The organism is Pseudoflavonifractor gallinarum (assembly GCF_014982855.1).
Taxonomy (GTDB): domain Bacteria; phylum Bacillota; class Clostridia; order Oscillospirales; family Oscillospiraceae; genus Pseudoflavonifractor_A; species Pseudoflavonifractor_A gallinarum.
In genome coordinates this window covers 1-23,516 of sequence record NZ_JADCKF010000020.1, presented here as the reverse complement: position 1 = coordinate 23,516, position 23,516 = coordinate 1, and the positions used below count along the sequence as shown (strand labels likewise).

The 23,516-nt window shown below is 44.9% G+C and carries 21 protein-coding genes; 11 read left to right on the top strand and 10 right to left on the bottom strand.

What is annotated here, in order from left to right:
* Nucleotides 1-283: 283 nt before the first annotated feature.
* Nucleotides 284-1,225, bottom strand: a complete 942-nt coding sequence (locus INF37_RS15260) for a hypothetical protein (protein WP_193539344.1) — start codon at nucleotides 1,223-1,225, stop codon at nucleotides 284-286.
* A complete protein-coding gene (locus INF37_RS15255) occupies nucleotides 1,206-3,422 on the bottom strand; it encodes a hypothetical protein (protein ID WP_193539342.1) in 2,217 nt (738 codons plus the stop codon). The genes INF37_RS15260 and INF37_RS15255 overlap by 20 nt, the downstream gene beginning before the upstream one ends.
* A 1,843-nt stretch (nucleotides 3,423-5,265) precedes the next feature.
* On the opposite strand from INF37_RS15255, the gene INF37_RS15250 reads away from it, so the two are divergent.
* Both INF37_RS15250 and INF37_RS15245 read left to right on the top strand, forming a co-directional pair.
* Nucleotides 5,266-5,829, top strand: a complete 564-nt coding sequence (locus INF37_RS15250) for a 50S ribosomal protein L25/general stress protein Ctc (RefSeq protein WP_193539340.1) — start codon at nucleotides 5,266-5,268, stop codon at nucleotides 5,827-5,829.
* A 93-nt stretch (nucleotides 5,830-5,922) separates the two neighbouring features.
* Entirely contained in the window at nucleotides 5,923-6,729 is an 807-nt protein-coding gene (locus INF37_RS15245) for a hypothetical protein (protein WP_193539337.1), read from the top strand.
* 258 nt (nucleotides 6,730-6,987) lie between these two features.
* Here INF37_RS15245 and INF37_RS15240 read toward each other — a convergent pair whose 3' ends face one another.
* From INF37_RS15240 to INF37_RS15230, 3 genes are all read right to left on the bottom strand, one after another.
* The gene (locus INF37_RS15240; protein WP_193539335.1) at nucleotides 6,988-7,524 is read right to left on the bottom strand and encodes a hypothetical protein; all 537 of its coding nucleotides are present in this window, start codon (nucleotides 7,522-7,524) and stop codon (nucleotides 6,988-6,990) included.
* A gap of 115 nt (nucleotides 7,525-7,639) precedes the next feature.
* Nucleotides 7,640-8,158, bottom strand: coding sequence for a hypothetical protein (locus tag INF37_RS15235; protein ID WP_193539333.1), 519 nt, complete (start codon nucleotides 8,156-8,158; stop codon nucleotides 7,640-7,642).
* Between the two features lie 940 nt (nucleotides 8,159-9,098).
* On the bottom strand, nucleotides 9,099-11,072 hold the full coding sequence (locus INF37_RS15230) for a hypothetical protein (RefSeq protein WP_193539331.1): 1,974 nt from the start codon (nucleotides 11,070-11,072) through the stop codon (nucleotides 9,099-9,101).
* 861 nt (nucleotides 11,073-11,933) lie between these two features.
* Here INF37_RS15230 and INF37_RS16025 point away from each other — a divergent pair.
* The 6 genes from INF37_RS16025 (at nucleotide 11,934) to INF37_RS15200 (ending at nucleotide 16,066) form a co-directional block, all read left to right on the top strand.
* Nucleotides 11,934-12,227, top strand: coding sequence for a transcriptional repressor (locus INF37_RS16025; RefSeq protein WP_186963257.1), 294 nt, complete (start codon nucleotides 11,934-11,936; stop codon nucleotides 12,225-12,227).
* 148 nt (nucleotides 12,228-12,375) lie between these two features.
* Complete coding sequence (locus INF37_RS15220) at nucleotides 12,376-12,672, top strand: hypothetical protein (protein WP_101691279.1); 297 nt, start codon at nucleotides 12,376-12,378, stop codon at nucleotides 12,670-12,672.
* A 125-nt stretch (nucleotides 12,673-12,797) separates the two neighbouring features.
* Nucleotides 12,798-13,799, top strand: a complete 1,002-nt coding sequence (locus tag INF37_RS15215) for a metal ABC transporter substrate-binding protein (protein WP_186963258.1) — start codon at nucleotides 12,798-12,800, stop codon at nucleotides 13,797-13,799.
* Between the two features lie 15 nt (nucleotides 13,800-13,814).
* The gene (locus INF37_RS15210) at nucleotides 13,815-14,534 is read left to right on the top strand and encodes a metal ABC transporter ATP-binding protein (protein WP_193539329.1); all 720 of its coding nucleotides are present in this window, start codon (nucleotides 13,815-13,817) and stop codon (nucleotides 14,532-14,534) included.
* The gene (locus INF37_RS15205) at nucleotides 14,522-15,367 is read left to right on the top strand and encodes a metal ABC transporter permease (protein WP_186963259.1); all 846 of its coding nucleotides are present in this window, start codon (nucleotides 14,522-14,524) and stop codon (nucleotides 15,365-15,367) included. The genes INF37_RS15210 and INF37_RS15205 overlap by 13 nt, the downstream gene beginning before the upstream one ends.
* Before the next feature lie 3 nt (nucleotides 15,368-15,370).
* Nucleotides 15,371-16,066, top strand: a complete 696-nt coding sequence (locus tag INF37_RS15200) for a hypothetical protein (RefSeq protein WP_193539327.1) — start codon at nucleotides 15,371-15,373, stop codon at nucleotides 16,064-16,066.
* 160 nt (nucleotides 16,067-16,226) lie between these two features.
* Here the strand turns inward: INF37_RS15200 and INF37_RS15195 are convergent, their stop codons facing one another.
* Together INF37_RS15195 and INF37_RS15190 are read right to left on the bottom strand one after the other, a co-directional pair.
* Entirely contained in the window at nucleotides 16,227-16,562 is a 336-nt protein-coding gene (locus INF37_RS15195; RefSeq protein WP_101691274.1) for a helix-turn-helix domain-containing protein, read from the bottom strand.
* A 438-nt stretch (nucleotides 16,563-17,000) separates the two neighbouring features.
* Complete coding sequence (locus tag INF37_RS15190) at nucleotides 17,001-17,873, bottom strand: metallophosphoesterase (protein ID WP_235964379.1); 873 nt, start codon at nucleotides 17,871-17,873, stop codon at nucleotides 17,001-17,003.
* A gap of 297 nt (nucleotides 17,874-18,170) precedes the next feature.
* On the opposite strand from INF37_RS15190, the gene INF37_RS15185 reads away from it, so the two are divergent.
* The 3 genes from INF37_RS15185 to INF37_RS15175 all read left to right on the top strand — a co-directional run bounded on the left by INF37_RS15185 (nucleotide 18,171) and on the right by INF37_RS15175 (nucleotide 21,376).
* The gene (locus INF37_RS15185; RefSeq protein ID WP_186963261.1) at nucleotides 18,171-18,656 is read left to right on the top strand and encodes a hypothetical protein; all 486 of its coding nucleotides are present in this window, start codon (nucleotides 18,171-18,173) and stop codon (nucleotides 18,654-18,656) included.
* 420 nt (nucleotides 18,657-19,076) lie between these two features.
* Nucleotides 19,077-20,000, top strand: coding sequence for a hypothetical protein (locus tag INF37_RS15180; RefSeq protein ID WP_193539325.1), 924 nt, complete (start codon nucleotides 19,077-19,079; stop codon nucleotides 19,998-20,000).
* Between the two features lie 14 nt (nucleotides 20,001-20,014).
* Entirely contained in the window at nucleotides 20,015-21,376 is a 1,362-nt protein-coding gene (locus tag INF37_RS15175; protein WP_193539323.1) for a J domain-containing protein, read from the top strand.
* On the opposite strand, the gene INF37_RS15170 is transcribed toward INF37_RS15175, so the two are convergent.
* The 3 genes from INF37_RS15170 to INF37_RS15160 form a co-directional block, all read right to left on the bottom strand.
* Entirely contained in the window at nucleotides 21,326-22,795 is a 1,470-nt protein-coding gene (locus INF37_RS15170; protein ID WP_193539346.1) for a recombinase family protein, read from the bottom strand. The genes INF37_RS15175 and INF37_RS15170 overlap by 51 nt on opposite strands.
* Before the next feature lie 9 nt (nucleotides 22,796-22,804).
* A complete protein-coding gene (locus tag INF37_RS15165) occupies nucleotides 22,805-22,978 on the bottom strand; it encodes a hypothetical protein (protein WP_182479259.1) in 174 nt (57 codons plus the stop codon).
* A 109-nt stretch (nucleotides 22,979-23,087) separates the two neighbouring features.
* Nucleotides 23,088-23,288, bottom strand: a complete 201-nt coding sequence (locus tag INF37_RS15160; protein ID WP_087307739.1) for a hypothetical protein — start codon at nucleotides 23,286-23,288, stop codon at nucleotides 23,088-23,090.
* Nucleotides 23,289-23,516: the final 228 nt, after the last annotated feature.

Genomic DNA, 23,516 nt, shown 5'->3' with positions numbered 1-23,516 from the left:
GGGGCAACAAGAAATACATGAATATGAAGCACCTGGAAGCAGCCTTTGAGGATGCCTCCATTGCTGGCTAACTTCATTCATGCCAGGGGCTGTAAACCAATTTGCGCAAAACTCTTGACACTACCCTTGACACTACCGTGGATGTTTGAACCTGGAGATGTATCCGCCCGAAAAAGGCCATGGGATTAGGGTGCAGCTAGCAAAAATAACGGGTGGCAAGTACAGGTTTGCACTTACCACCCATATTGATAACAAGAGACCGAAACTAATTGAATAATCTTCGTTATTGATCTGTTGGTATTATGTTTTGAATAACTATATCACCAAGTTTTGAAGCGTTATATTCTCCTGATTCATATTTTTTTATGAAAGCGTTATAATCAGGTAGGGTAAAACTTATTCCTATATTTCCCGTAAATCCCCACTCTTCCTTTAGGCGATCTAGCCCACAATTAATTTGCTCTAAAATATACTTTAGAAACTCATATCGGAGAATTTTGAATTTAATCTTTCTATATAAAAGATAACTTTCGCTCAAATGTTGATTAGAATAATTCCGACCAAGCCAGTGTACATTGTTTGTAAACTTGAGTAAATCATACTCTGTAATTTTAACATACTCTTTAAAATTAAAATATTTCTTTGCTCTAGAATCAAATGTTAATTGAGATGCTTTTGTTACATCCAAATTAGCAAGCTTTTTTAGCAATCTTCGAAAATAATTTCTACCATACCCAAGATCCCTCAAATCAAATTCAACAATATACTTTGATTCCACGGAAAATTCAATTTGAACATTTTTCCAATCGATTGCTTGAAATGTATAATGATTTAAATCGTTTTTTCTTTTTTTTGCATTTATAGGGACAAAGTTTATGCCTTTTATAACATTTTCAAAATCTTTAAAAAATATTATTTCTAAATATGCTCTGCCATTTAAAATTAACTGTCTTACAATTTGACTAAATATTGTATCTAAATTGTAGTCAAGGTTAAACCGGCCATTAAACCACAGCAATTTCGTCAGACTTGCATCCTCAGGATATATTGTGTAAAAATTAGAATCACTCCGCAGTCCAATAGGTGTGAACTCAGAAGAAAACCATGCGGAGAAATCGTCAATAAACATAGAGCCAGTTGTACTCGGTTGATATTTCTGTTCATATTTAAACGCGGTTCGTGGTGCTTGTTGAGATGAGGTATAATTAGCAGTTACCATCCGCATCGAAGTCCTCCTCCCACTCAAAATCTCCTTTGTATAAGTCGTCTTTTGATAAATATTTGTTAACGCAACAGACAAAATAAATGTCTTCAACATGATGTGTATATTCCAAACCAGAGAAGTATGTACCATAAAAAGCTTTTAGAATTTTGCTGTCCGTTTTAAGAATTTTTTGCCCAAAGGGGCCGTAATCAAATTCGCAAACTTTAGCTTCCTCAAGTGCATTTACAATACGCATTGTCCATCCGGTTTGCAAAACATCACGATTTCCTATTGCAGCCATGTGCCTTTTGCGTGCAGCTGCAATAGTGGAAATACGCGTTAATGAGTCTATGGCATTCTCATTTTTTTGAATAAAGTTGTCTAACTCTTGATTTATTAATTCCATCCACTGCGTTGACTTATTAAATTCACCCCACAAAATTGATAGACTACTTATTATTGCATATTCAATTATGGGAGCTGTGGAAACATGGAAAACTCCTTGCTGTAAGTGAGGCTCTTTAATTTTGGTTGCATCCACACGCACATATTCCTGATACAGTAATACAACGCCTAAGAAGCCTGTGTATGTTTTGCTGAATGTTTCAAAATCATTTTGTTCAATGGATTCTATTAGGGACTCACATATATGGTTGTAACAGAATCCTAATAGATCTGGATATTCTTCACGTTCATTCCAGTGCTGTATAGCAAAGATACCACTACACTTTACCAATAATTGTGGTAACTCTTTTTTAACTGATGCTAGAATTTTCTTAGCCTCGCTTAATTCAATATCTTCAACAACGATTGTAGGTTCGAGAATTAGTTTTTCAATCTGCGAATAATAATAGTCAATGCAAGAAATAGAGTATTCGATTTTTGAATTTAATTCGTACATTTGAGAAAAACTAACAGCTGCAGGGAAATATTTTCTTTTTTCAATAAGTTGTTTTCCCATGTCTAGACAGTCGGAAATTGAAGTCGAAATACAATTTAATAATTCATTAAAAAAGTGAATTATGCCTTTTGAAACAACTTGTTTAACATACCAGTTAGGCGTGATTTGTTTACCTTCAAGTTTAATTTCGACGCGGATTTGACGAAAAAGTCGATCCACAGTTTCATTATTACATAAAGCGTGATTGCATGATTCGAAAGAATTTATTATGCACACTTTTTCAAAGAAACCATGTAAATCTAAATCATGTAGATAAGAATTAATACCAACAATAATATTGATATAAATGCTAACAAATCCATCATATATGGCGGAAATTAACTTATTATCAGATATATTTTGGTCTGATTGCATTGTCATGAATTGGATTTTTAAACGCCTTATTGACTTGGCCCACATAAGTATATTCCCACTATAAATCGCTTTGGAAGATAACGCAGCAACTGAATTAAGATAATTTAAAATTGATATATGATCTTGATCTCTACATAACTTTTGAAAACAAACTGTATTAATTCTTTCAATTTCGTTTTCGACCCACCAATAATCCCTTTGAGTTTCAGGTTGTAAAGATGTTCCAGTCTTAAGTGCAAGTTCTACACTGGTATCAGATGCAAAATGCCATTGCTGATACTTGGGCCGATCCCTATACCATAGCGAGTCATACCGAATTTCACATTTATCCAGCCAATAGAGTTCAAGCAATGAAATATTGCTGTTCATAAACGACAAAGTGGATGCGTTTTGATTTGATGGATTGTCTTTATTGAAAATAGCTATGTCATATAAATTTTGCAAATGGGATGCGCAATTTCTTTGGAAATAATTTTGGAAACTTTTATCACAAGCTAAGACATTATTTCTAGATATTTTTTTGAATATAGAAATGATTTTTGAATAAATTGAATGCGAAATCTGATATGTATTTGATAATATATTTGACCTATTTCCAGCTGCACTAAACAAAACAACTATGTGTATGGTTTGAAATAGCGTAAAAGCAATTGATAAATACGATATATCTATATCAAAAAGGAACAGAGTGAGAAATATGATGCACAAGATAATATAACTAACTATTTGCTTAATGCAACGATTAGAAATTATGTCTTGTTGAAATAGTGTGGCAATGTTTTGAGGAGCATTTGCATATTTTGTTGCATATATGGAAGTAATATTGGAGCAGTATAAGCCAAGTATAACACCAGCAACTCCCATACACCCCAATACAATATCTATCCCCAATCCTGTATCCATTTGAGGTATGACAATGTTTCTTTTCTCTGCAATTAAAGGGATAAGAAGCAGATCCCCACAAAGTAAGATGCAGGAAATCAACGCACTTTTAATTGTTTGAAAAAACACAAGTCTAAAAGTAAAAAACGAAAAAGACAGTGTGTCTTTTTTTGATCTTTCTTGACTATAAAATTATAGCGCAACTTTTTTGCGTGAAATTTTAAAGAGTCTATCATTTTTCGTGCAAGCCAAAATATTTTTTTATCTATCATTAAAATTGCACCGCCCTTGAAATATCAAAAGATATTACTTCTGATAAGTTGCCATAAATTATAGCATACCCTTCTTATATTTTCCATTTTCACTTTTAGTAGTGTATTTGTTTGTTTATGTACAAGCCTCAAATATTTTTAAAAATCAGTAAAATAGAAAGAATATCGCTATCATCGGACAGATATCTATGGATGGTTCTCTTTTATTGCTTGCAAAAAGGCAAAATCCTACATTTCCCCTATGCAAAAACAGTTTTCTGTTTCGTATGAGGAAATTATGCCACCCCCCACACGAAAAGGCCACTACAGGCATTTTTCTCCCGTTTCAAACCTTAATTCCTATATTTTTGATTGTGCGTAATGATAATAATGAATCCCCGATAGCTCCCTCGCCCCTGTATCCAATCCTGTCCAGTCCAATTGGCACCTGCGGGGGCTTGATAGGATAGGATTTGATCCTTCTATACTTGATGAATTCAGTATTTCTTTTATCTTTATTTAATTGTGTCTGGTTTTCCAGACATGGGTTAACCATATCCGGTTTTCCCGTATCTGGACAAGCCGTATTCGGATCGTCCACATACGGTTGAGCCGTTTGGTGAGATAGAGTATCGCATAGATGACATATTTTCGTAGGTTTAAAAAAGTGTTGTTTTCTGAGAAAAAAGCTATTTCTGTGCCACTTTGACACGCTGAGTGATAAATCATCCGTGTCCTATTTCTAACGGGCAATACAAAAAGAAGAAAGAGGCTTTTTCAACCCCAATTGGTACATTTATTTTGGACATTAAGAAAAGGGCGGCTGCTTCAAAACAGCCGCCCTAAAACAGGGGGATATACAAGATGGTTTTCTGTTCGGATGCCCACAAGTCCTTGATATTACTTGGGTTTTCAAAAAGTTCTGTATCACCACTCATACCATCGTCGGAGCAAGCTGAACGGCTTGCTCCGACTTTTTTATACAAATTAGAGTACTCTGTCTTCTGGAATCTGTATATCCCAAGCAGACAGGGTAAGGATATCTTCTCTTTCGCCATTAGCCTGATAGTGGAAAATCATATATGAGCGAGCACCTCCATAATCATACTGCCTCACTTTGGTATCGTCATGTAATGAAAACTGTCAATTCATCCTAAGCGCAATAGCAAATCATGCAAGAGCTTGGAACCCAGACGCTGCGGCAGCGTATGTAGAATGGCACGGTTGCCCGGATACATTGCCTATCTAATAAAAACATGAACTATGGGCGTACGTTGAATTTCTTATAGGTACTCTATGAATGATACCCAAAAGACTGTCGTGAGCAAGATAAAAGGGTTGCTTTTAAGTGTTACTTGTGGTATACTTATAGAAATATAAAAAGAACCGTCTATTATAAGAAGGGCTTTTGACATTGCGCTGAAAGGCGTATATGAGAAGCTCTTCTTTTTTTATATTTTTAAGAATCAAATCCAAAAAGAACCGTCTGTAAAGAAAGGCTTTTGTTTTTTGCCGTTGGGCATGATCCAAAAGTCTTTCTTTTTTTACACTTTTACGCTATATCAACGCAACGCGCGGTATAGAACATAATCCAATATAAAAGGAGGATCACAATGGCAATCATTAAAGTTGAGAAACGGAATGAGGCGTTAAAGCCCAAACAGCTGCGCCAAAAAAATCTCGTTCCCTGCTGTGTCTACGGAGGAACTCTGACGCAATCGGTTTCCATCCAGATGGACCGTCAAGACGCCAATCTGCTGTTCCGTACAAAGCGTCAGGGAAGCAAGGTGATGCTTGACTTCAACGGGCTGTCAATTCAGACCCAAATCAAAGAGAAAAAGAGGAATATGCTGAACAATGAAGTGGAGCATTTCAGCTTCCAGGCCCTTACAGATGGACAAAAAGTCAATAGCGTTGCACATATTTTCTTGCGAAATGCAGATGTTGTTCCCGGTAATCTGGAGCAGCTCCTCTTTGAAGTTCCCTTCTCGTCCTTGCCGGAAAATATGATCGATACTGTGACCATTGATCTGGAAGGAATGCCTGCCGGGACAAATTTGACCCTCCAAGACATTCCTGAATTCCAACACGAAGGGATTACTCTACAAATTCCAAAGAATACCATGGTCCTGCGCATTCGCGAAAAGAAGCGGCTGCTCGCACCATACGCCGGATAATCCAGAAGATTACCGTTCCATAGTCGGAAGAGCCTCCATTGCTTGTCAGCACGACGGCATAAAGGCTCTTTCCGTGTTCGAAAGGAGGAGCATATGCAGCTAATCGGCAAAGCAATCCAGCATAACGTATTGGGACGTGGGATTGTGACGGGATGGAACGAAACCAAAATTACTATCTGCTTCCCGGAAGGGGAAAAGCACTTTATTTATCCGGACGCGTTTACAAACTTTCTCACCTTAAAGGACAAGACTGCCCAAAAGCAAATCAATAAATTGCTCGATGAACACAGAGCACTTAAAGAGGCAAAATTTCAAGCGCTAAAAAAGATGCAGGAGCGGAAAGCGCTCTTAAATAATTTCAAAATCTCAACACAGGGGCAGGCGGTTTTTGACATCAAGCCCGATCAAGTGGAAGAAGTCTTCTCCACCTGGTCTGTATCAACCGGCAGCTATCTAAGCGGCTCCTCCCAAGGAGAAGTGCGTATTCCAGAACGCATGAAGCCTCACTCTATGTGTCTGCTGACCACACGCCCTGCCGGACAGCCAGAAATGGAACGGCACATTATTGGGGCGTTCATGGTTGAAGAAGATTTTCTGGGCGACTATTGCCATAACGGAATCATAAGAGCACATCCAGAGCACCGTTTACAGCTTCCTCCTGAACACCAAAATCTCTTTTGGCCCTATGTAGCTCCGACTTCAGAAAGACGCATCTGGGGCAGAGTTGCATTGAAATATATGTCCAACAAACTGGGCGAAGAGATTCTGTTTGATATAAAAGAATTACCGCTGTGTGACGAACTCAAAGGGTGTGCAGATCTGTTTTATCGGTATTATTGCAAGCTCAACCGCATACCGCAACGATACGAGGGAGAAGATCCGGTTACATATCATTACTGACTTTCTATCAAGCTCATTTCCAAATGTGTATTTTTTTATTTTTCTTGGCAAGCTGGTGGAGGCTGCACCGACTTCCTTAAGGAGACCCAAGACGAATCAGGCATGGCAACTTACTTCAGTATGGGCCTCAAAAAGGTAGAAACAAAAATGCCGTTGCAGGATTTTATAATATCCTCAACGGCATTTTTTATGGAACAAATGGTACAGTGAAACAGGCTCGAGATTCCAATCAGGCACATAAACTTCACCAGTTTATTTTTAATCAACCATGTATTCTTCGATTTGCCCTACTTTTACACAGTAATGGCTGTGGGCCAATCCAAAATATAAACATAGTTCTTCGGATAAATCCTGAAATACCAAAAATATTTCAATCAATGTACAGGCCAGAAGAAATTGCAATGCAGCCTGTTCCCAAGGCATATTATTGCTTTGAAGATACAGCGCGCCCGCTTCCGGGCAACTACCACACACAGTTGTTTTCTCTTGCATAGAAAACAACACTTTCTGCGAGAGCATTTCTTCATTCGGTGCATCCGGAATACTGCCAATTGATATTTGCCATTGCTTTGATGGATTTATTTGAATGTAAAGGATACTATTTTCCTCGTTCCCAACTTCAACAATATTACGAACTGCTCTAGATATCCGTTTACGAATCTTGAACATATCTAAGAATTCGAACCGAAGCAAGGTTCCTTCATCAATTACTGAATTGGTGATACTGCTAAAATAGAACTTCCTAACATCGGAGACTGGAATTTTTTTCATATTGCTCAGCAGTTCTTGAATCAAATGTGTACGCATCCTAATTGTCCTCGTTTTAATATGTTCTGCACAAAAGAATTTGTGTCTTCCAAATGCTCATCCCTTAGTTCAGCATGACTATATCTCCATTATCTGTGCTAATTTAATGGTTTAATTTGTTTAGTGTAGAGTAAATCAAAGACATTAGTTCCATCTCACTGCGAAATGCCTCTGGCCGCATTTCTTTTTCTATCCAGGCAACCACACCCTGCATAGATGTGTATTTTCTGGAATAAACTCTGATATAAAAGCTGGCCATCTTCCCTCTAGTAATCCTAAGGTTTGATCTAGGGGGATCCGAAGAATAATTCTTTTTTTCTAAAGAGATACAGGAAGACTTCCCCCGCAACTGAGTATCGCGCATAGGTTTTCCTGCCAAATCCAAGCGTTCGTCAATAATGAATAGCATTTGGTCAAGGCTTCTAAAGCTACGCGGCTCATCCATGTAACAGCTATATACTCTTCCAAATACCAAACCGAGCTTAAAGCCATCCACACATACCATCATAGTGACTGTGGAATCCGGTTGTATACTGCCTTCTCTCGGAAGATCATCCTCCAGAATGCACATGTCCTTTAGCACATTTTCTGGCACGATAATCATATTTTCTGACTTAATCATGATATTCCCTCAACCGGTAAATTAAATATTGTTTCATATCGTGGACTCTAGTTGTACGAATGGGAGGCTGATTTTGGGTCAAATATACAAAGCAATCACTCCAACTTTCACTTGAAAAAGCCTGAGCTGGAATCTGCTCTATTACTCGAAGCAATCTCCATCGAGGCGTATGTCGGAGGTCTGAGAGATATATACAATTTGTCTTATAAGTAAGGTAATCTAGTAAAGATAAGTCTATAACTCTATCGACGGTCATTATACTCCTCCCGAAAAACTTAATTGCTTCCCTCACTCGTTCCTTCTTTCACAGCACAAATGGCAAATCCTACTTGCCTTGTATTATCAATTTTATAATTCGGCCTATTAAGGGTTCTCGCAGAAATTTTTTACAAAATAACTGGAACCGCTTTCCAGCGTCCATTTGTACGCACCGAAAATGCTTTTTTGTCCCAACACTAATGTATGGGACAAAAAATGACTCCCATCTTATGCTGCGACGGTAAAAAAAACGATAACAACAGGAGGGCTCTTCTTTGATACTTCGAATATCTTTTATGGGAATCTCTCTCAAACACCCAGACTCCAAATTAAGAGTCCATACACTTGTTTGTTTTGGATGGAATGCCAGAGCGTAATTTCTATCGTCATCTAAAAAGCGTTCTTTCCATGCGTAGACTACCATAAATTCTGTTGGTTCAAATTGACTCCCTGCTGCTTTTTGAAATTCTATCCATAACTCTTTTTCGGTAATAGTCTGTTCAGCCCCCATAAGCAATCCCCGCCCTTATTTTTCATTTTCTGTTTTCCATTCTCGCTGGGTTTCTCCTTCTCCAAGCCCTTCGGTTCACCGAAGGGCTTGGAGAAGGAGAGGCCTAATAGCCTCTCCTTCCCCCAAAACAGGGAATAAAGCTAATCTATTCTAATTGGCATAATCCTATCTTTAAGATTTTTTCCGATCTTGAAGCGCACGCGTCGTCCAGCTGGAATTATGTCTACCCGTACTGTGCTCCTCCGTACCATAGAGGGCGAGGCTCCACTGGCGGGTTGTGCCGTTATAATCATCATAATGGAAGGTCAGAGAACCGGATAGATTGTTTGGCAGCTCACTTCCCAGCAATGTGTTCAGTGATTCAGGAAGGGTAATATAGTAACCAGGTTCAGGAATACCGCTTTCCCGGGAGAGGGGTTCACCGTCGCCAGCAACTACGCCTACATAACCCCGGCCGCCGGAATAGACGATAATATCCGCGGGAGTGATGGTCAGAGGTTCCATGGGTTTCGGTTCGACTTTGCCGTGAGCTGCTTTCAAATATAGGTGGGTCACTGATCCTGCGGTACTGATTGTGCCGGCAAGCGGCTCACCACCACTCCAGTCCTCCGTGTCGGGACAAGTCCAGCGACTGTCCGGGCCATCGGCATACCAGCCGTCAATGGCGTGATTACAGGCAATCAGGGTGAGGTCGCTCATACCACCGGGCAGCACCGCGCCGCTAACACCAGTGCTTCCTTTGCGGAGCATCAGATCATCTCCAGCAACGCTTGCGGTATTATTGTGGATCACAGCCTTACTCATATCGCTGGAGCCACCACTGAGCACTACACCACCGCCGCTGGCCGCCGTGTTTCCGGTTACTGTGACCGCACCGAAGTGGATGCCGGTCTGGTGTATGGCCCAGAGGCCACCGCCCTCGCTGTCTGCAGTGTTGTTGTGCAATACTGTGCCTTCACCCAGGATTGTATTGCCTCCACCCAGAAACACACCTCCACCATATTTGGCGGAGCATCCGCTGATCTCCACACCTGAGATGCGGATGTCTGCCTGATTATTGTTGACATACAGATACAAGCCGCCGCCCCATAGGCCAGGGGCAGAACAACCAGATATCTTTCCCCCGGTAATCTCTATGTCGACCGGTTTGGCTGTGTATGCGAAGACGGCGCCGCCGCCATAACTGGAGCCGACATGTCTGCAGTTCTTAATTTCGCCGCCTGACATTCTAAAATATGGTTTTTCCGATGAATCTCTGTTGGCAAGGATCCCCACAGCACCGCCCATATACCCAGAACAGCTTTGGATTGTGCCTCCTAACAAATTGAACCTTGCGTTGTCGGTAATCAGTACACCCCCCGTCACAGTTGCCCAGTTCTCACAGTCGGTGATGCAGCCGCCGTACATATTAAATGTTGACCAACCCTGCAGAAAGACACCGGCAGGCTGTCCACCTGCCCGGGAAGGTCCTATGGTCACACCGTCGTACATCTCTAATATAGAAGATTCACGCATATCAAAAATGCAGTTGGTGTCGTCTCTGGAATAAATGGTAAGTGTTTTATTATATCCTTCTTTACCCAGATGCAGCAGCGATGGACTTTCCATAATAATAGAGCCACGTTCAAGGCAAATAGAATGATTTTCCCCCAGCAGAGTTGCCTCTTTGGAGAGCCGCAGCGCAGTGTTGCTGCTGTTGTTAATTGTAATATCTCGCAGTAGCTTGATGGAACCGCCATCCACCACGGCGAACGCTTCTGTCAGGCTGCCTGCAATCCACTGGCCGTCATATGTTTCATAGAGAACTTCGGCATTTGAATCCAGTTCCGCTTCAACTCCCGAGACTGAATATTCCGTGGATTCTTCGGTCACCTCTGTTTCTGCTGTCGGCACCGTATCTGATACGGTAGCAGGCTGTTCCACTTCGTCCAAAGGCTGGCTGAACACTTCGTCTCCCGATGCCGTGGCCAGGTCCACATCGGCCGCTTCATCGGATATGGTTTCTGCGGTTTCTGTGTAAAGCATGTCGGAATCCATCGCCGTATCCAGGGCTTGTGCTGATACGGGGCTCCAAAATGAACACAATAAAAGAACGGTAAGCAGCAGCGCTACCCATCTTCGGCGCTTTTTTGTATAGGATATCATGTGTTAGTCGTTCCTCTCCTTTTTATAGATTTGTTGCTTTTTAAAATCTTGCAACAAGGATACGAGTCAATGCTCGTTTTGCCATTTTAGCATGCCATGCGTTCTTCTTATGGCATAAATGCGTTCCTTATGCGTTCCTGTATTCTATTTTTATTTCATCAACAAGAAAAAATGGCACGCAGAAGTGTGCGGTATATCTGTCTCCCAGCCAAAAAAGAAGCAGAGAAGGCCAAAGTCCTTCTCTGCTTCTTGCTTTTGAATCTGCTGTGTATATCAACAACGCTAAACTTTGATATAGCTTTTTTCTCTCCGTTCTTCCGTCGGAATGCGGGACAGATTATTGCCTTTTGTCGGGATTTTAGATAAATATTAGTTATTCCGTACCATACCATCACAGATGATCTGCCAACTGCGCGGTATATATCTGAATTTACCGCAGGGCCAATCACCGGTGCACAAAGGCCAAAATCACATTGCTGCCAGATCCATATGAGCAGCTGTAATCAAGGAACATACCTTCCCTACAGCCCCAATGAGGGAAACTATGAAGAAGATGAAAGACCATGCAGCGGCAGCTATCGTTATACTACCGCGGATATAAAAAGTACTGGATTAGATATCCAGTTCCCAGAGATATTTCTTTGATTCCCTTTCTTCGGCTTCAAACTCAACACCTACTTTCTGACATAATAAAGCTTTGTTTTGATGTATAGCATCTTGCAAAACACGTCAGCATCTGTTATCATTGTGGTTACCTTTTACTAACCGTTTAAAAAATTAGTTTTCTCTTTAGATTTTGTACTGTGCCAATTATCATTGACAGCGAATGCCACATATGCCATATTGATTTGCCCATTTCAGGTGAGGAGCCATGACAAAAAATATGACACCCGGCAACGAGATCATCTGATTCCTTTTCTGGAGCAGCATATCGACCAGCCGCTATCTGTCCGGGAAATTGCCCAGGCACTGTGCGCACAGCAGATCAGCCTGAGCGCTGTCTACCGAAATCTTTCCCATTTGGAGGCAGCAAGACTTCTCCCCCAGTCTGACAGGCCGGCAGCTGGGAGGCATATTACCAGTATGTGGGGACACCGGGCTGCCCGGCCCACCTCCATATGTCCTGTACCCGATGTGGAAAGACCTTTCATATGAATACAACGCATGCCAAACACTTGATCTGCATCATGTTAGAACAGGATGGGTTCGACCCGGATATTCTTAGATACTGTCTTATATGACATCTGCCAAGACTGTCATCATTTATAGTGTCATTCCCCATCTACAAAGGAGTGAGAAGAATATGAGCAAAAGAACGCGCTTGAGCGCCGCCTGTGGAGCGGTGCTGTTGATCTTTGCCCTGATTTTCTCTGTGTTCTTTGTGGCTGTTGAGGCTAATCATGACTGCAGCGGTGAACATTGTACTGTCTGTCATCAGGTTCAAATCTGTCAAACACTTCTGGAGCAGCTCTCCACGGTCCGCGCTACACTTGCCGGGACGACGGTACTCTGCTTCTTTGCCGTGCTTCTCGTCCTGCGAACTCAGAGGGCGATCATCGCATCTTCGCCAGTTTTACTGCGGGTAAAGCTACTGAATTAAACAGAAACCAGAGACAAGGGGTCGAGTCTGCTCAAGCAGAGCAGACTCTTTCGGCGCACGCCCAGAACCCCTTGTATTTTTGCACCCATTTTTAGTTTCTGTGCCAATTCGGAGGTTTTATCTATATGAAAAAAGTAATTTGTATCGCACTTTCTCTCATGCTGACAGCCGGGATGCTCACAAGTTGCCAAACGCCTTCCGCCTCGAAAAACCGTGGCGAAAAGTTGCGGATCGTTACCACCATTTTCCCTGAGTATGACTGGGTACGGGAGATTGTAGGTGATCAGGCCGACCGTATCGAACTTACCATGCTCCTGGATGACGGAGTGGATCTCCACAGTTTCCAACCTACTGCCAATGATATGGTGACGATTTCCAACTGTGACCTGTTCCTTTACACCGGGGGAGAATCGGACTCTTGGGTAGAGGATGCCTTATCTAACCCTGCCAATTCCCGGCGGGTAGCACTGTGCCTGATGGATGTGCTGGGAGATGCTGTGAAAGCAGAGGAAATGGTGGATGGCATGCAGGAAACCGATCATCATCACGACCACGAGGATGAGGATGAGCACGACCACGAGGATCATCCCCATGATGATGAGCACATCTGGCTCTCATTGAAGCATGCTGCCGTTCTCTGCGGTGCCATCGCCGATACATTAGGAACCATTGACCCTGACCATCAAAATGCTTATGCTGAAAACGCTTCCGCCTACATCCAAAAGCTGACCGATCTGGACGCGCAGTACCAAACTGCCGTGGAAGTATCTCCCAACCGCACCTTGCTTTTTGCCGACCGGTTCCCGTTCCGGTACCTGGTAGATGACTACGGGCTTACTTACTATGCGGCCTTTTCCGGCTGCTCGGCAGAAACAGAGGCCAGTTTTGAGACGGTAGCCTTCCTGGCCGGCAAGGTAGATGAGTTGGCTCTCCCCTGTGTGCTGACCATTGAAGGGACTACCCACAGCATTGCTGAGACGGTAATTGGCAATACCAACGCGAAGAATCAGGATATCCTCATGCTGGACTCCATGCAGGCAGTAACTGCTGCCGATGTAGCAGCGGGAGCCACATACCTCTCCATTATGGAACAAAATCTGGAAGCACTGAAGACCGCACTGCGCTGAGAGGAGCACCATGACATGATCCAGATGAGCTGCAAGGGCCTGACCTTAGGTTATAATTCCGCCTTGGTGCAGAACCTGAGTTTTACCGTGGCCGAAGGAGACTGCCTATACATCTTAGGGGAAAACGGCGCCGGAAAATCCACCCTAATGAAGACCATCCTGGGGCTGTTGACACCTTTGGAGGGCTCAGTGGACCTGGGCGGCGGAGTGCACGCCAACGAGATCGGGTATCTGCCTCAGCAGTCGCAGGCCCAGCGGGATTTTCCCGCCACAGTCTGGGAGGTTGCCCTATCCGGCTGTCAAAGCCGGTGCGGGCTGCGCCCCTTTTATACGCAGGAAGAAAAGGAACTGGCGCGGCAGTCCCTCCGGCGTATGGATATGGAACGATTCTCCAAGCGTTGCTATCGAGAGCTATCGGGAGGTCAGCAGCAACGGGTGCTGCTGGCTCGCGCTCTATGTGCCGCCCGGAAGATGTTGCTTCTGGACGAGCCGGTGGCTGGTCTAGATCCGGCAGCAAGCCGGGAATTCTATCAGATCATCGCCCAGCTGAATGAAAAAGACGGCGTGACTATCCTGATGATTTCCCACGATATGGAGGCTGCACTCCGCTATGCCAGCCATATTCTCTATCTGGGGGAGAAGGTGTTTTTTGGGACCCGGGATGCCTTTGCTCAATCCAATTCTGGACGCCGGTATCTGGAGCAGGGAGAAGGTGGAAGAGCATGGCACTGCTGATTGAGAAGTTAGCTCAATACTGGTCCTATCCATTTGTTCGATACGCCCTTGTGGTGGGAGTGCTGGTAGCCCTGTGCTCCTCCCTGCTTGGAGTCACACTGGTACTCAAGCGGTTCTCCTTTATCGGGGATGGACTATCCCATGTAGCTTTCGGGGCTATGTCGGTGGCATCCGTCCTAAACCTGACCAACGATATGCCCCTGGTTATGGGAATTACGGTGCTGTGTGCCATCCTGCTGCTGGGTACAGGCCGGAATGCCAGAATCAATGGCGATGCCGCCATGGCCATGTTCTCCGTGGGAGCGCTGGCTGTGGGCTATCTGATAATGAATGTATTTTCCACCTCTGCCAACCTGACAGGAGATGTCTGTACCACTCTTTTCGGTTCCACCTCCATCCTCACTCTCACCAAAACCAAGGTCTGGATGTGCGTAGCACTTTCAGTAGTGGTGGTGCTCTTGTACATCTTTTTTTACCATAAAATTTTTGCCGTCACCTTTGATGAGAGCTTTGCCTCGGCCACCGGAATCAGGGCAAAGGAGTACAACTTGATCCTGGCTGTGGTAACAGCAGTGGTTATCGTGATGGCCATGAATCTGGTGGGCTCTTTGCTGATCTCCGCTCTGGTGATTTTTCCGGCTATGGCTGCCATGCGACTGTTTAAAAGCTTCCGGACAGTTACCATTTTTGCAGCTGTTTTTTCTGTATTCTGTGCCACCGCCGGGATTCTCACATCCATTCTGGCCGGCACTCCGGTGGGTGCCACCATTGTTACCGCAGATATCCTGCTCTTTGCACTTTGCACCCTTGTGGGATGGCTTAGAAGGAGATGACCTATGAAACGCCCAATGATTCTGCTCCTGGTCGGAATCTTGTTCCTGACCTGCTCTGCATGCGGTGGAAATGAAAAAAACGCACAGTCTAAAGAACCGTCCCCCTCATCTATTTCACAGCAGTCAGAACCACTTCCGATGGATCAACCGTCCAGCGAGCCTGAAGCCACTATTTCCCCCAGGGTGAGTTCGTCTCTCTCTCCATCTCAAGGGGACAACTCAACCAGAGATATTCAAGCCCTGCAGGGAACTGCTTCTGCTTCCAATGGAGATAAAAAGAAGCATTCGGTTGAAAAAACAAAACCGGATTCTGGAAAGGAGGCTCCTGCAGCTGTGGATTTGGATCTGACTACCCTCAGTAGCACCATGGTATACGGAGAGGTATTCAACATGATGTCGACACCGGACGATTATATCGGAAAAATCATAAGGCTGAATGGACTCTTCACGGTATATCAAGAGCCCGAGACAGGGCAGGTCTATTGCGGCGTGATCGTACAGGATGCCGCGGCCTGCTGTGCGCAGGGATTTGATGTGGTGATGCCAGACCATTTCCGCTACCCCGATGATTATCCTCCGACGCAGTCAGAAGTAACTATAGTTGCTACAATCCAGGCCGATCGTACTCTGGAGTATCTTGGAATTTTAACTCTCCGTCTGGAGGATATAACCTTCGAGCATATCGGTACCGCTCCGTAATTAAGTCTCTCCTTTCTTCCTATTATTGTACTTTCCGTTCCAAATCGTTCACCTCTAATTGCAAAAAGAAAAGCAGGCCTCCCCACAAGGGGAGAATCTGCTCATTTTATAGTCTACGTGTAAATTTACGCCCATCAACCAAATGAGCCAAACGATTCGACTACTGCTTGTCTGAGGATGCATGCTGGATCAACACGTCAATAACATCATAGATTCTCGCCTTATCCTCCAAGGAAAGACTTTGCATCTGGTCTAAAATGACAGAATTTTTGACTTGATATCCATGATCCAATAAATCGTATAACAGCATGTCCGCAGAAACACCCAGCACATTTGCAATTTCAATGAAGGTCTCCAGTGAGGGCACTTTTTCTCCTCGTTCCAAAGACCCAATATAATTTGTGCTCAATCCGGTTTTCTCAGCCAGATCTTCTTGGCGCATTTTCTTACTTCGCCGGAAATTACGAATATTTTTTCCTATAGACTCAAGTTCCATTGTGATACCTCCTCCTTGTATTAGAGTATCACTAATAGTATAAGTTGAGCCAAGCGGACATCAAACAATCAATCAGAGTTGAACCAATGCTCATTGTTGGGATATCAGTGCAAATTTAAGCTACTTATCAAGTGATGGAAAGTGCCGATCATCCTTGATTTATAAGGGTTTTCGTACCAGCGGTACTTCAAACATCGAAGGCTTTTTGTCCGTTTAGTCTTGCCTATACAAGCTCTTGTGCACACAGCGATCTTCCTCTGTGATTATCCGCACCACACTGCCCGTAAGCGCCCCAAAAAAGACCGCTGACTTTGACACCGTAATATATGTCAGCGGTCTTTTTTGATATTCGGCTACGCTCAGAAAAAGCTTTTGTCCGCTCAGCGTATCGTGTCAGTATGTTCGATGCTCCTAACGTTTTATCATCGAAGCCAGACACTATGTCTGCAGCCGGTCCAACTCTATTATGACAATCTCTGGGCGGTTGTTGATACGAACAGGGATGATATTGTTTCCAAGGCCTCGACTGACAATCATGGTGGTATTTTGTTCAGTGTAAGTCCCGGCATCATACTCTGGAAAAAATCCTTGATCAGGAGCAATGACCCCACCGATGAATGGCAGGCGGAATTGTCCGCCATGGGCATGACCGCTCAATACCAGGTCAATGTTTTTATCGCGGTACACACGAAAGTGCTCGGGCCTATGCGCCAAAAGAATTGTATAGCCCTCCCGAACTTCTATCTGTATCTGTGAGAGTGTGGTTTCCAGGACAGTCTCTGCCAAGTAGTCTCCTTCTCTTGAAAAGGCAGGATCATTCACCCCTATGAGTTGAATGGATGCTCCGTTGTACTCCAATTTGACCGACTCATTCTGCAGCACAACAACGCCCATCTTGATCAGCTCTACATGCAACACCTCATACTGTGTGCCAAGCCAAGCCTCGTGATTGCCTGTAACATAATAGCAAGGGGCAATCTCCACTGCCTGCCGTACAAATAATAAAGCACAATCTATATCCGTATGGTTTGAATCAACCAAGTCCCCGGTAAAAGCGATGATATCAGGGCTTTCTTCCCTCAAAATGCGGAGCAGCTTCTCATTGTTCTTCCCAAACTCCGCATTGTGCAGGTCTGATATGTGAGCGATAGTAAATCCGGCAAACGCTTCTGGAAGCTCATTGGACCGGACCATAACGCAGCTTCTCTGAACAGAAATATTTCCCCACACGACCCACATGGCCATGGCAGTTAACAGTATCAAACAAGCCAAGATGAACTTTTCCTTTTTGTTTTTGGTATTTAGCAGCATATTTCACCTCTAAAAGTGTCATCCTGGGTCAGAAGAGCGGCATCCATCACACCGGATTTATGAGTGCCCCTCCTCTTTTCATCAAACATAATACAAACAATCAGCATGTAACCAACGCTAATTGTATTGAAATTATATCAACTTTAGGGTATAATGTCCAGCAAGTCATCTGCATGATCTTTCACGCAACGCTCAGAACCCTTTACAAAAGAAGTTGATCCTTCACAACAATGCATGAGGAATTGTACAGAGCGGGCCAAGTCTGCAGAACAATCAACGCAAAGTGAGGAGATATAAATGGAACCCAAGCATCAAGAACAACACGAAAATATAGTTACAGGTTTGATTGGCGCCTTTCTCGGTTCCTTAATCGGGGTTGCCTGTATTGTGGCCATTGGCCAATTGGGCTATGTGGCGTCCGTCAGCGGTGTGGTTATGGGCGTTTGTACGATCAAAGGGTACTCTCTGCTGGGAGGAAAAACAAGCAGGAAGGGTGTTATAATTGCCGCTATCCTTATCATCGCCATGACCTATTTTGGATATCAACTTGACTATGCAGTAAGTGTGGCGCGTGTGTTTGAGGTGGATGTATTTACCGCTTTTCAGGCCATAGGCGACATGTTGGCAAAAGAATACATAGATAAGACATCGTATTGGATCGATCTGGCCATGTTGTATCTGTTTACTATACTGGGCGCTACATCTTCGCTGTGGACGGCGTTTCGCCAAAGCAGATCCCGCAGAACTGCACCAGAAACGGCTCAGCCGTACGAGGATGAATAACCCCCTTTTGATTATAAGCTGATACCTGGCTATCCCAACCTTTGGACTCTATGTTCAAAGGTTGGGATACGCCTGCTCTATTTCAAATAAGCTATCCCCGCCTTAGCGAGCGCCGCCTTTGAATGAACTGGAGGTATACAATGAGCATCAATACCCGAGTTCCGCCTCCCTTTTCTGTGCAGTACAAGGAAACAATGTCAACGGTGGAGGAAACCACATCTGGCCGTGTATGGGTTGTCCTCGCGGCCTCATTACGCTTTGCAGCAGTCTGACAATATGACAGGCTGTCGCAAGGCGTTTTTGTTATACAAAAAATTACAATTTTAGCTCTGACTGTACCGTCATTCCATCCGGCAACGAGCCTATAGCTAATATCCTTCCGCGTATCCCGTCAGTCCTTTGTCAGAAAGGAGCCTTGTCATGAATCGACGATTTATCCTGGTGATATTGGCTTTGTGCTGCAGCTTGATGCTTTACGGCTGCGCCAACCATTCCAAGGATGCCCAATGGGGAGCCGTGTGTACAGTCTACCTGGACAACCTCCCGAAGGAATATAATCTTCTGCCGCTGGAACTTCGCGAGAAAACCACCATTACCTTTAGCATTTCCAACATTTCCCTCGGCAGGGTGTATCGCATTGCACTAACGGAGAAAAACGGCTACCGCCAAGAAGTTGATATGCTGCCAGGGAACTATTCAGTCAGTGAGGTCTATGTCTCAAACCATTCCATAATGCCGTTAAGTGCTGCTGCACAAGCAGAAAATATTTTGCTGGAGCAGAATCACGAAACACATCTGGCCGTTTCTCTGGCAGATCCATCGGCTCTTGCTCAGACAATCCAGTTGAACACCCCCACCCCGGAAATTTTACAGGCAGCGCCTTATTCTCGTCAGGTACAATATGCCGGTACAGTCCTGAACCTGAACAGCATCCCCCAGGTCATGAGTTTTCCTGATATCCAGGATAAGAGACTCTCTTCCGGAGAAACCTATGAAATCCCATCTTCCAGTCACAGCGGAGTCTGTCTGATTGTGAAAAATACCACCACCAGTATAATTTCTCTTAATGAAGCAACCTTTGTGGGCGTGAAATTCACCAACAACAACGCAGTTTTCCCAGGCGGGCTCACCATAGGGAGCGCGCTGAAGGATGTTGCCAACGCAAGAAGCGGACTATTGGGGACTCCCAGCTACTGTACAGGCTCTCCACTGATTGGGTTCAGCCTGAATCGCAGCGCTCTTGTATATCTGGATCACGCCTCAGGCGACCGGCTTTCCCTGACTATTGATTCCAGCAGCAGCGTTGTTACTTCCATCTCTTACGAGTTTGATGTCTATCAATAGGTGAGGAATGACATATGGAGCACTTACTTCCCATCATAAAAGTCAATGCCTGTGCGCTACTCGCGCTTCCCTTATTGGCCATTTCGATTCTAACGAAATTGTTGCAAAAGGCTCTGGAAAAAGTAATGGTTTTCCTGGGCGTTGGAACTGCACTTTTAGCGCTTGGAATCCTACACGCCATCTTCGATAACCCCGGAGGTTTTTTTGAGGGCGTAGGCCTGTTTATTGCGCTGATGATTCTGGGTGGTGCAATTATCTCAGCCGTGGTCATGGTTCTGTTTTTCTTTGGTGGCATTGCTGCGGCTGCCGTTACCGCCGTGGTTACCATCTGCATGGGGCTGCTTGATGCGGTATTTTATCTGTGTCACCGGGGATATTCCAGACTGTACGACATCTGTAAAGGCGACTTTCAGCGCATTGAGACTGCCGAGTCTGGTAGGAATATGCGATTTACCTGTGTTTTTTGGTATCTGTTGACCGGCTTGAACAAGCTTATTGTATTTCTGTTTTCACTGGCCTTTCCAATTTCTGTTTTATGTGCAGTCGGTTTTCTCTGCTATGTGACTCTCCGTATAAGTTATGCAGTGTCCACTAATTTCGGCATAGGGATCCTTCACTATTTACAGCTGTTTTCCGGTTTGGATGTGGTTTTTTCCGTACTGTATGTTCTTGTCGTAGTTTTCTCTGCAATAGTGGTTCTCATTTCGCTCGGCATCGAATGGGGTGAGTGGGGGCAAATATTAAAGCTTTCCACCCAGGATCATCAAAGCTACTGGGCTGCTATAGCAGAGCGTACCCGAAATCTGAATGAGACAGCCCCGCTTGAACGCACCTTTGCCGCAGGCCGCGCCACCCAAGTCTGCCGTCAGTCCATGGAAATGCTGCACGGACTATTCGAAAATCTGGAAACACTCCATCAGCAGGTAGATGCTGCAATCCGTGTTAAGCAGGACTCCTCTTTGATCTATGAATTCACATCCTACATAGAATTGCTTTCTCAAATTTGTAAGCAGTTGGATCATTTTGTTGGACAAATCCCATGTGACCATTTTGAACACAAGCTAATCCCACTCATCGACACCGCAAAGAAAAAAGAAAAAACGCTGGAAAGAGAAGTTTTTTCCATCCTGCATCACTACGCCTGTACAGGCGGAACACAACAGGGAGCAATCAACTTTTTTGCCGGGTGCGATTCGACAGAAGCTGTCCGCAAACGATACCGTTCCCTATGCAAAGTCTACCATCCGGATGTTGGCGGCCACGAGGAAACCTTTCAGCAACTGCAAACTATTTTTTACAAGGGCATAATGCCAAGTGAAAAGGTTTTAGATTTTCCAGTGGATTGTAACACTCTCACTGGTAGCGTCAATCTGTGATATGAGTATATCAACCACCTTGCGCTTATCGTCAAAGCTCACGGACTCCCAGTCATCGAGATAATCCGTAATGCTATCAATCTGTGAAGCGGAAACAGAATTGGCGGTGAGGTCTGCGACCAGCCGGAGCTGTTTCTGCCGTTCTGCATCCAGTTCCTCAATGCGTGTATTTGCGTATTGTAGGAGAAGCGGATTAGCACCGGACAAAGTGTCCAGAAGTTTCTCGATCTCGCTTTCCGTCTTTGCCAGGGCAACGCGGGCGGCGGTCAGCTTCGGATTGTAGCTTTGTTCCTTACCGCCTTTCAGCGTGTGGAATTTCCGCATCTTCTTAACCATCTCGCCGTAGACAAATGCCTCCATGTTTTGCGCGGTCAGCGTACCGGCACCCTCGCAGCTCTTATTGTCTGCCCGTTGCTTGCACCGCAAATAGGTAACACCGTTTCTGGCGTTCAAACTTGCCAGGGCGTAACCACAGCGCCCGCACTTGATTTTCCCGGCCAGCCATGTGTTATGGCATTTCCGGCCATTCTGGAATGTCGTGTTTTGTGAGAGCTTGCGCTGAACGGTCAGCCAGAGCTGGGAGGGGATGCGCCCCTGGTGGGGAGCAATCACAAGGATCGGCTCCTCGCCCTCGCGCCCTTGATAGAGATAACAGCTATTGTCCCCTGTGAACATTTCCGGGGGACTTTCAATTTTTACGCCCTGGGCCTTGAAGTATTCGTAGATGTCCATATCGGCCTGGACGTAGACGGGGTTTCTCAGCAGTTGAGCGATAAATGCTCGTGTTAATGCCTTGCCATAAACTTTAATATCATGGGCCACAAAATACCGTGTTATATCTCCATAAGAGGCACTCGGTTCCGCATACATTTGATATATTAGTTCGGCATAATCCATTTCCGCATTTTCCACCAGCTTCTTTGTCTTGATCCCGTCCATGACGATGGGCTCAGTATCAAACCCGTATGGCGTCCGGCCCCGCATATAGTAGCCTTTGGTACACCGGGAATAGAAAGCGTCCTGCACACGCATCTGGATGCTTTCGCGTTCAAGCTGGGCAAAGACAATGCAGATATTGAGCATCGCCCGACCCATCGGCGTGGAAGTGTCAAACTTTTCTGTACAGGACACAAACTCCACATCGTATTGCTTGAACAGTTCCATGAGTTTTGCGAAGTCCACGATGGAACGGCTAATCCGATCCAGTTTGTAGACGATCACCCGCTTAATCAAGCCCAGCTTGATGTCCTGCAGAAGCCGCTGGAAGTCGGGGCGCTCAATGTTCTTGCCAGAGTAGCCCTTGTCTTTGTATTCCTTACCCTCACCGCCTTTAAGCTCATAGCGACAAAACTCAAATTGACTTTCAATGCTAATACTGTCCTTTTTGTCAATCGACTGCCGCCCCCTTACCACAAGGATGACTCTGGCCTACCCCCGCCCAGCATATTTGCGGAACACATCGAACAGCCGCCGCTCGACCTCGCGGTTGCGCTTATCCTGTTCCTGCGGGGAAAGAACGGGGGTGAGATTTCTAACGGTGATCGTGCGATCTCCGAGAACAGCAGTTTTGACTTCACTTTCGTATTTGACCTGTGCCTGCATAAAATCCCTCCCATACAATCAAAGAATGTTTTGAAACATGGCAAAGGCCAGCACCGAGAAAGTGCTGGCCTTTGGCCGGATATGTACCTCTGGACAAAGTGTCCAAAAGTCAATAGGGACTCCGCTCGTAGTGCTGCTGGGCCTCTTCCAGTCCACGGATGTCAAAGACTTCATAGAGCTCAGCCACCACACGCCGGATGTCCTGGGGCGAAAAACCGCAGTTCTCCATCGCGTAGATCACATAGCCGCGACAGGCATTGTTACTCCACGGCTGGGAGAGCAGGGCCGCCAGTTCTGGATCGTAATTCATAGAGCGTTTCCCTCTTTCTTGATAAATTAGGGAGTGCCGCGCCCGTTTCCTTGACCTGTCCAAAGACAACCATACTCAGCGCGGCATCCCCACGCAACGGAGGAACGGCGGCCCGGAGGGACAGGCGGCCAGCCTGTCCAATGGCGGATCGTGGCCGTGGGCTGGCCCGGCCCACCTGCTGCGCTGGTGTTTGTCGCTCGTTCTCCGTGGAGAGAAGTCACCGCGCAC

Coding starts and splice junctions, on each gene's coding strand:
- INF37_RS15260 (WP_193539344.1), bottom strand. CDS start 1,225: ATGCGGATGGTAACTGCTAATTATACCTCATCTCAACAAGCACCACGA.
- INF37_RS15255 (WP_193539342.1), bottom strand. CDS start 3,422: ATGGATACAGGATTGGGGATAGATATTGTATTGGGGTGTATGGGAGTT.
- INF37_RS15250 (WP_193539340.1), top strand. CDS start 5,266: ATGGCAATCATTAAAGTTGAGAAACGGAATGAGGCGTTAAAGCCCAAA.
- INF37_RS15245 (WP_193539337.1), top strand. CDS start 5,923: ATGCAGCTAATCGGCAAAGCAATCCAGCATAACGTATTGGGACGTGGG.
- INF37_RS15235 (WP_193539333.1), bottom strand. CDS start 8,158: ATGATTAAGTCAGAAAATATGATTATCGTGCCAGAAAATGTGCTAAAG.
- INF37_RS15230 (WP_193539331.1), bottom strand. CDS start 11,072: ATGATATCCTATACAAAAAAGCGCCGAAGATGGGTAGCGCTGCTGCTT.
- INF37_RS15220 (WP_101691279.1), top strand. CDS start 12,376: ATGAGCAAAAGAACGCGCTTGAGCGCCGCCTGTGGAGCGGTGCTGTTG.
- INF37_RS15215 (WP_186963258.1), top strand. CDS start 12,798: ATGAAAAAAGTAATTTGTATCGCACTTTCTCTCATGCTGACAGCCGGG.
- INF37_RS15210 (WP_193539329.1), top strand. CDS start 13,815: ATGATCCAGATGAGCTGCAAGGGCCTGACCTTAGGTTATAATTCCGCC.
- INF37_RS15205 (WP_186963259.1), top strand. CDS start 14,522: ATGGCACTGCTGATTGAGAAGTTAGCTCAATACTGGTCCTATCCATTT.
- INF37_RS15200 (WP_193539327.1), top strand. CDS start 15,371: ATGAAACGCCCAATGATTCTGCTCCTGGTCGGAATCTTGTTCCTGACC.
- INF37_RS15195 (WP_101691274.1), bottom strand. CDS start 16,562: ATGGAACTTGAGTCTATAGGAAAAAATATTCGTAATTTCCGGCGAAGT.
- INF37_RS15190 (WP_235964379.1), bottom strand. CDS start 17,873: ATGCTGCTAAATACCAAAAACAAAAAGGAAAAGTTCATCTTGGCTTGT.
- INF37_RS15185 (WP_186963261.1), top strand. CDS start 18,171: ATGGAACCCAAGCATCAAGAACAACACGAAAATATAGTTACAGGTTTG.
- INF37_RS15180 (WP_193539325.1), top strand. CDS start 19,077: ATGAATCGACGATTTATCCTGGTGATATTGGCTTTGTGCTGCAGCTTG.
- INF37_RS15175 (WP_193539323.1), top strand. CDS start 20,015: ATGGAGCACTTACTTCCCATCATAAAAGTCAATGCCTGTGCGCTACTC.
- INF37_RS15165 (WP_182479259.1), bottom strand. CDS start 22,978: ATGCAGGCACAGGTCAAATACGAAAGTGAAGTCAAAACTGCTGTTCTC.
- INF37_RS15160 (WP_087307739.1), bottom strand. CDS start 23,288: ATGAATTACGATCCAGAACTGGCGGCCCTGCTCTCCCAGCCGTGGAGT.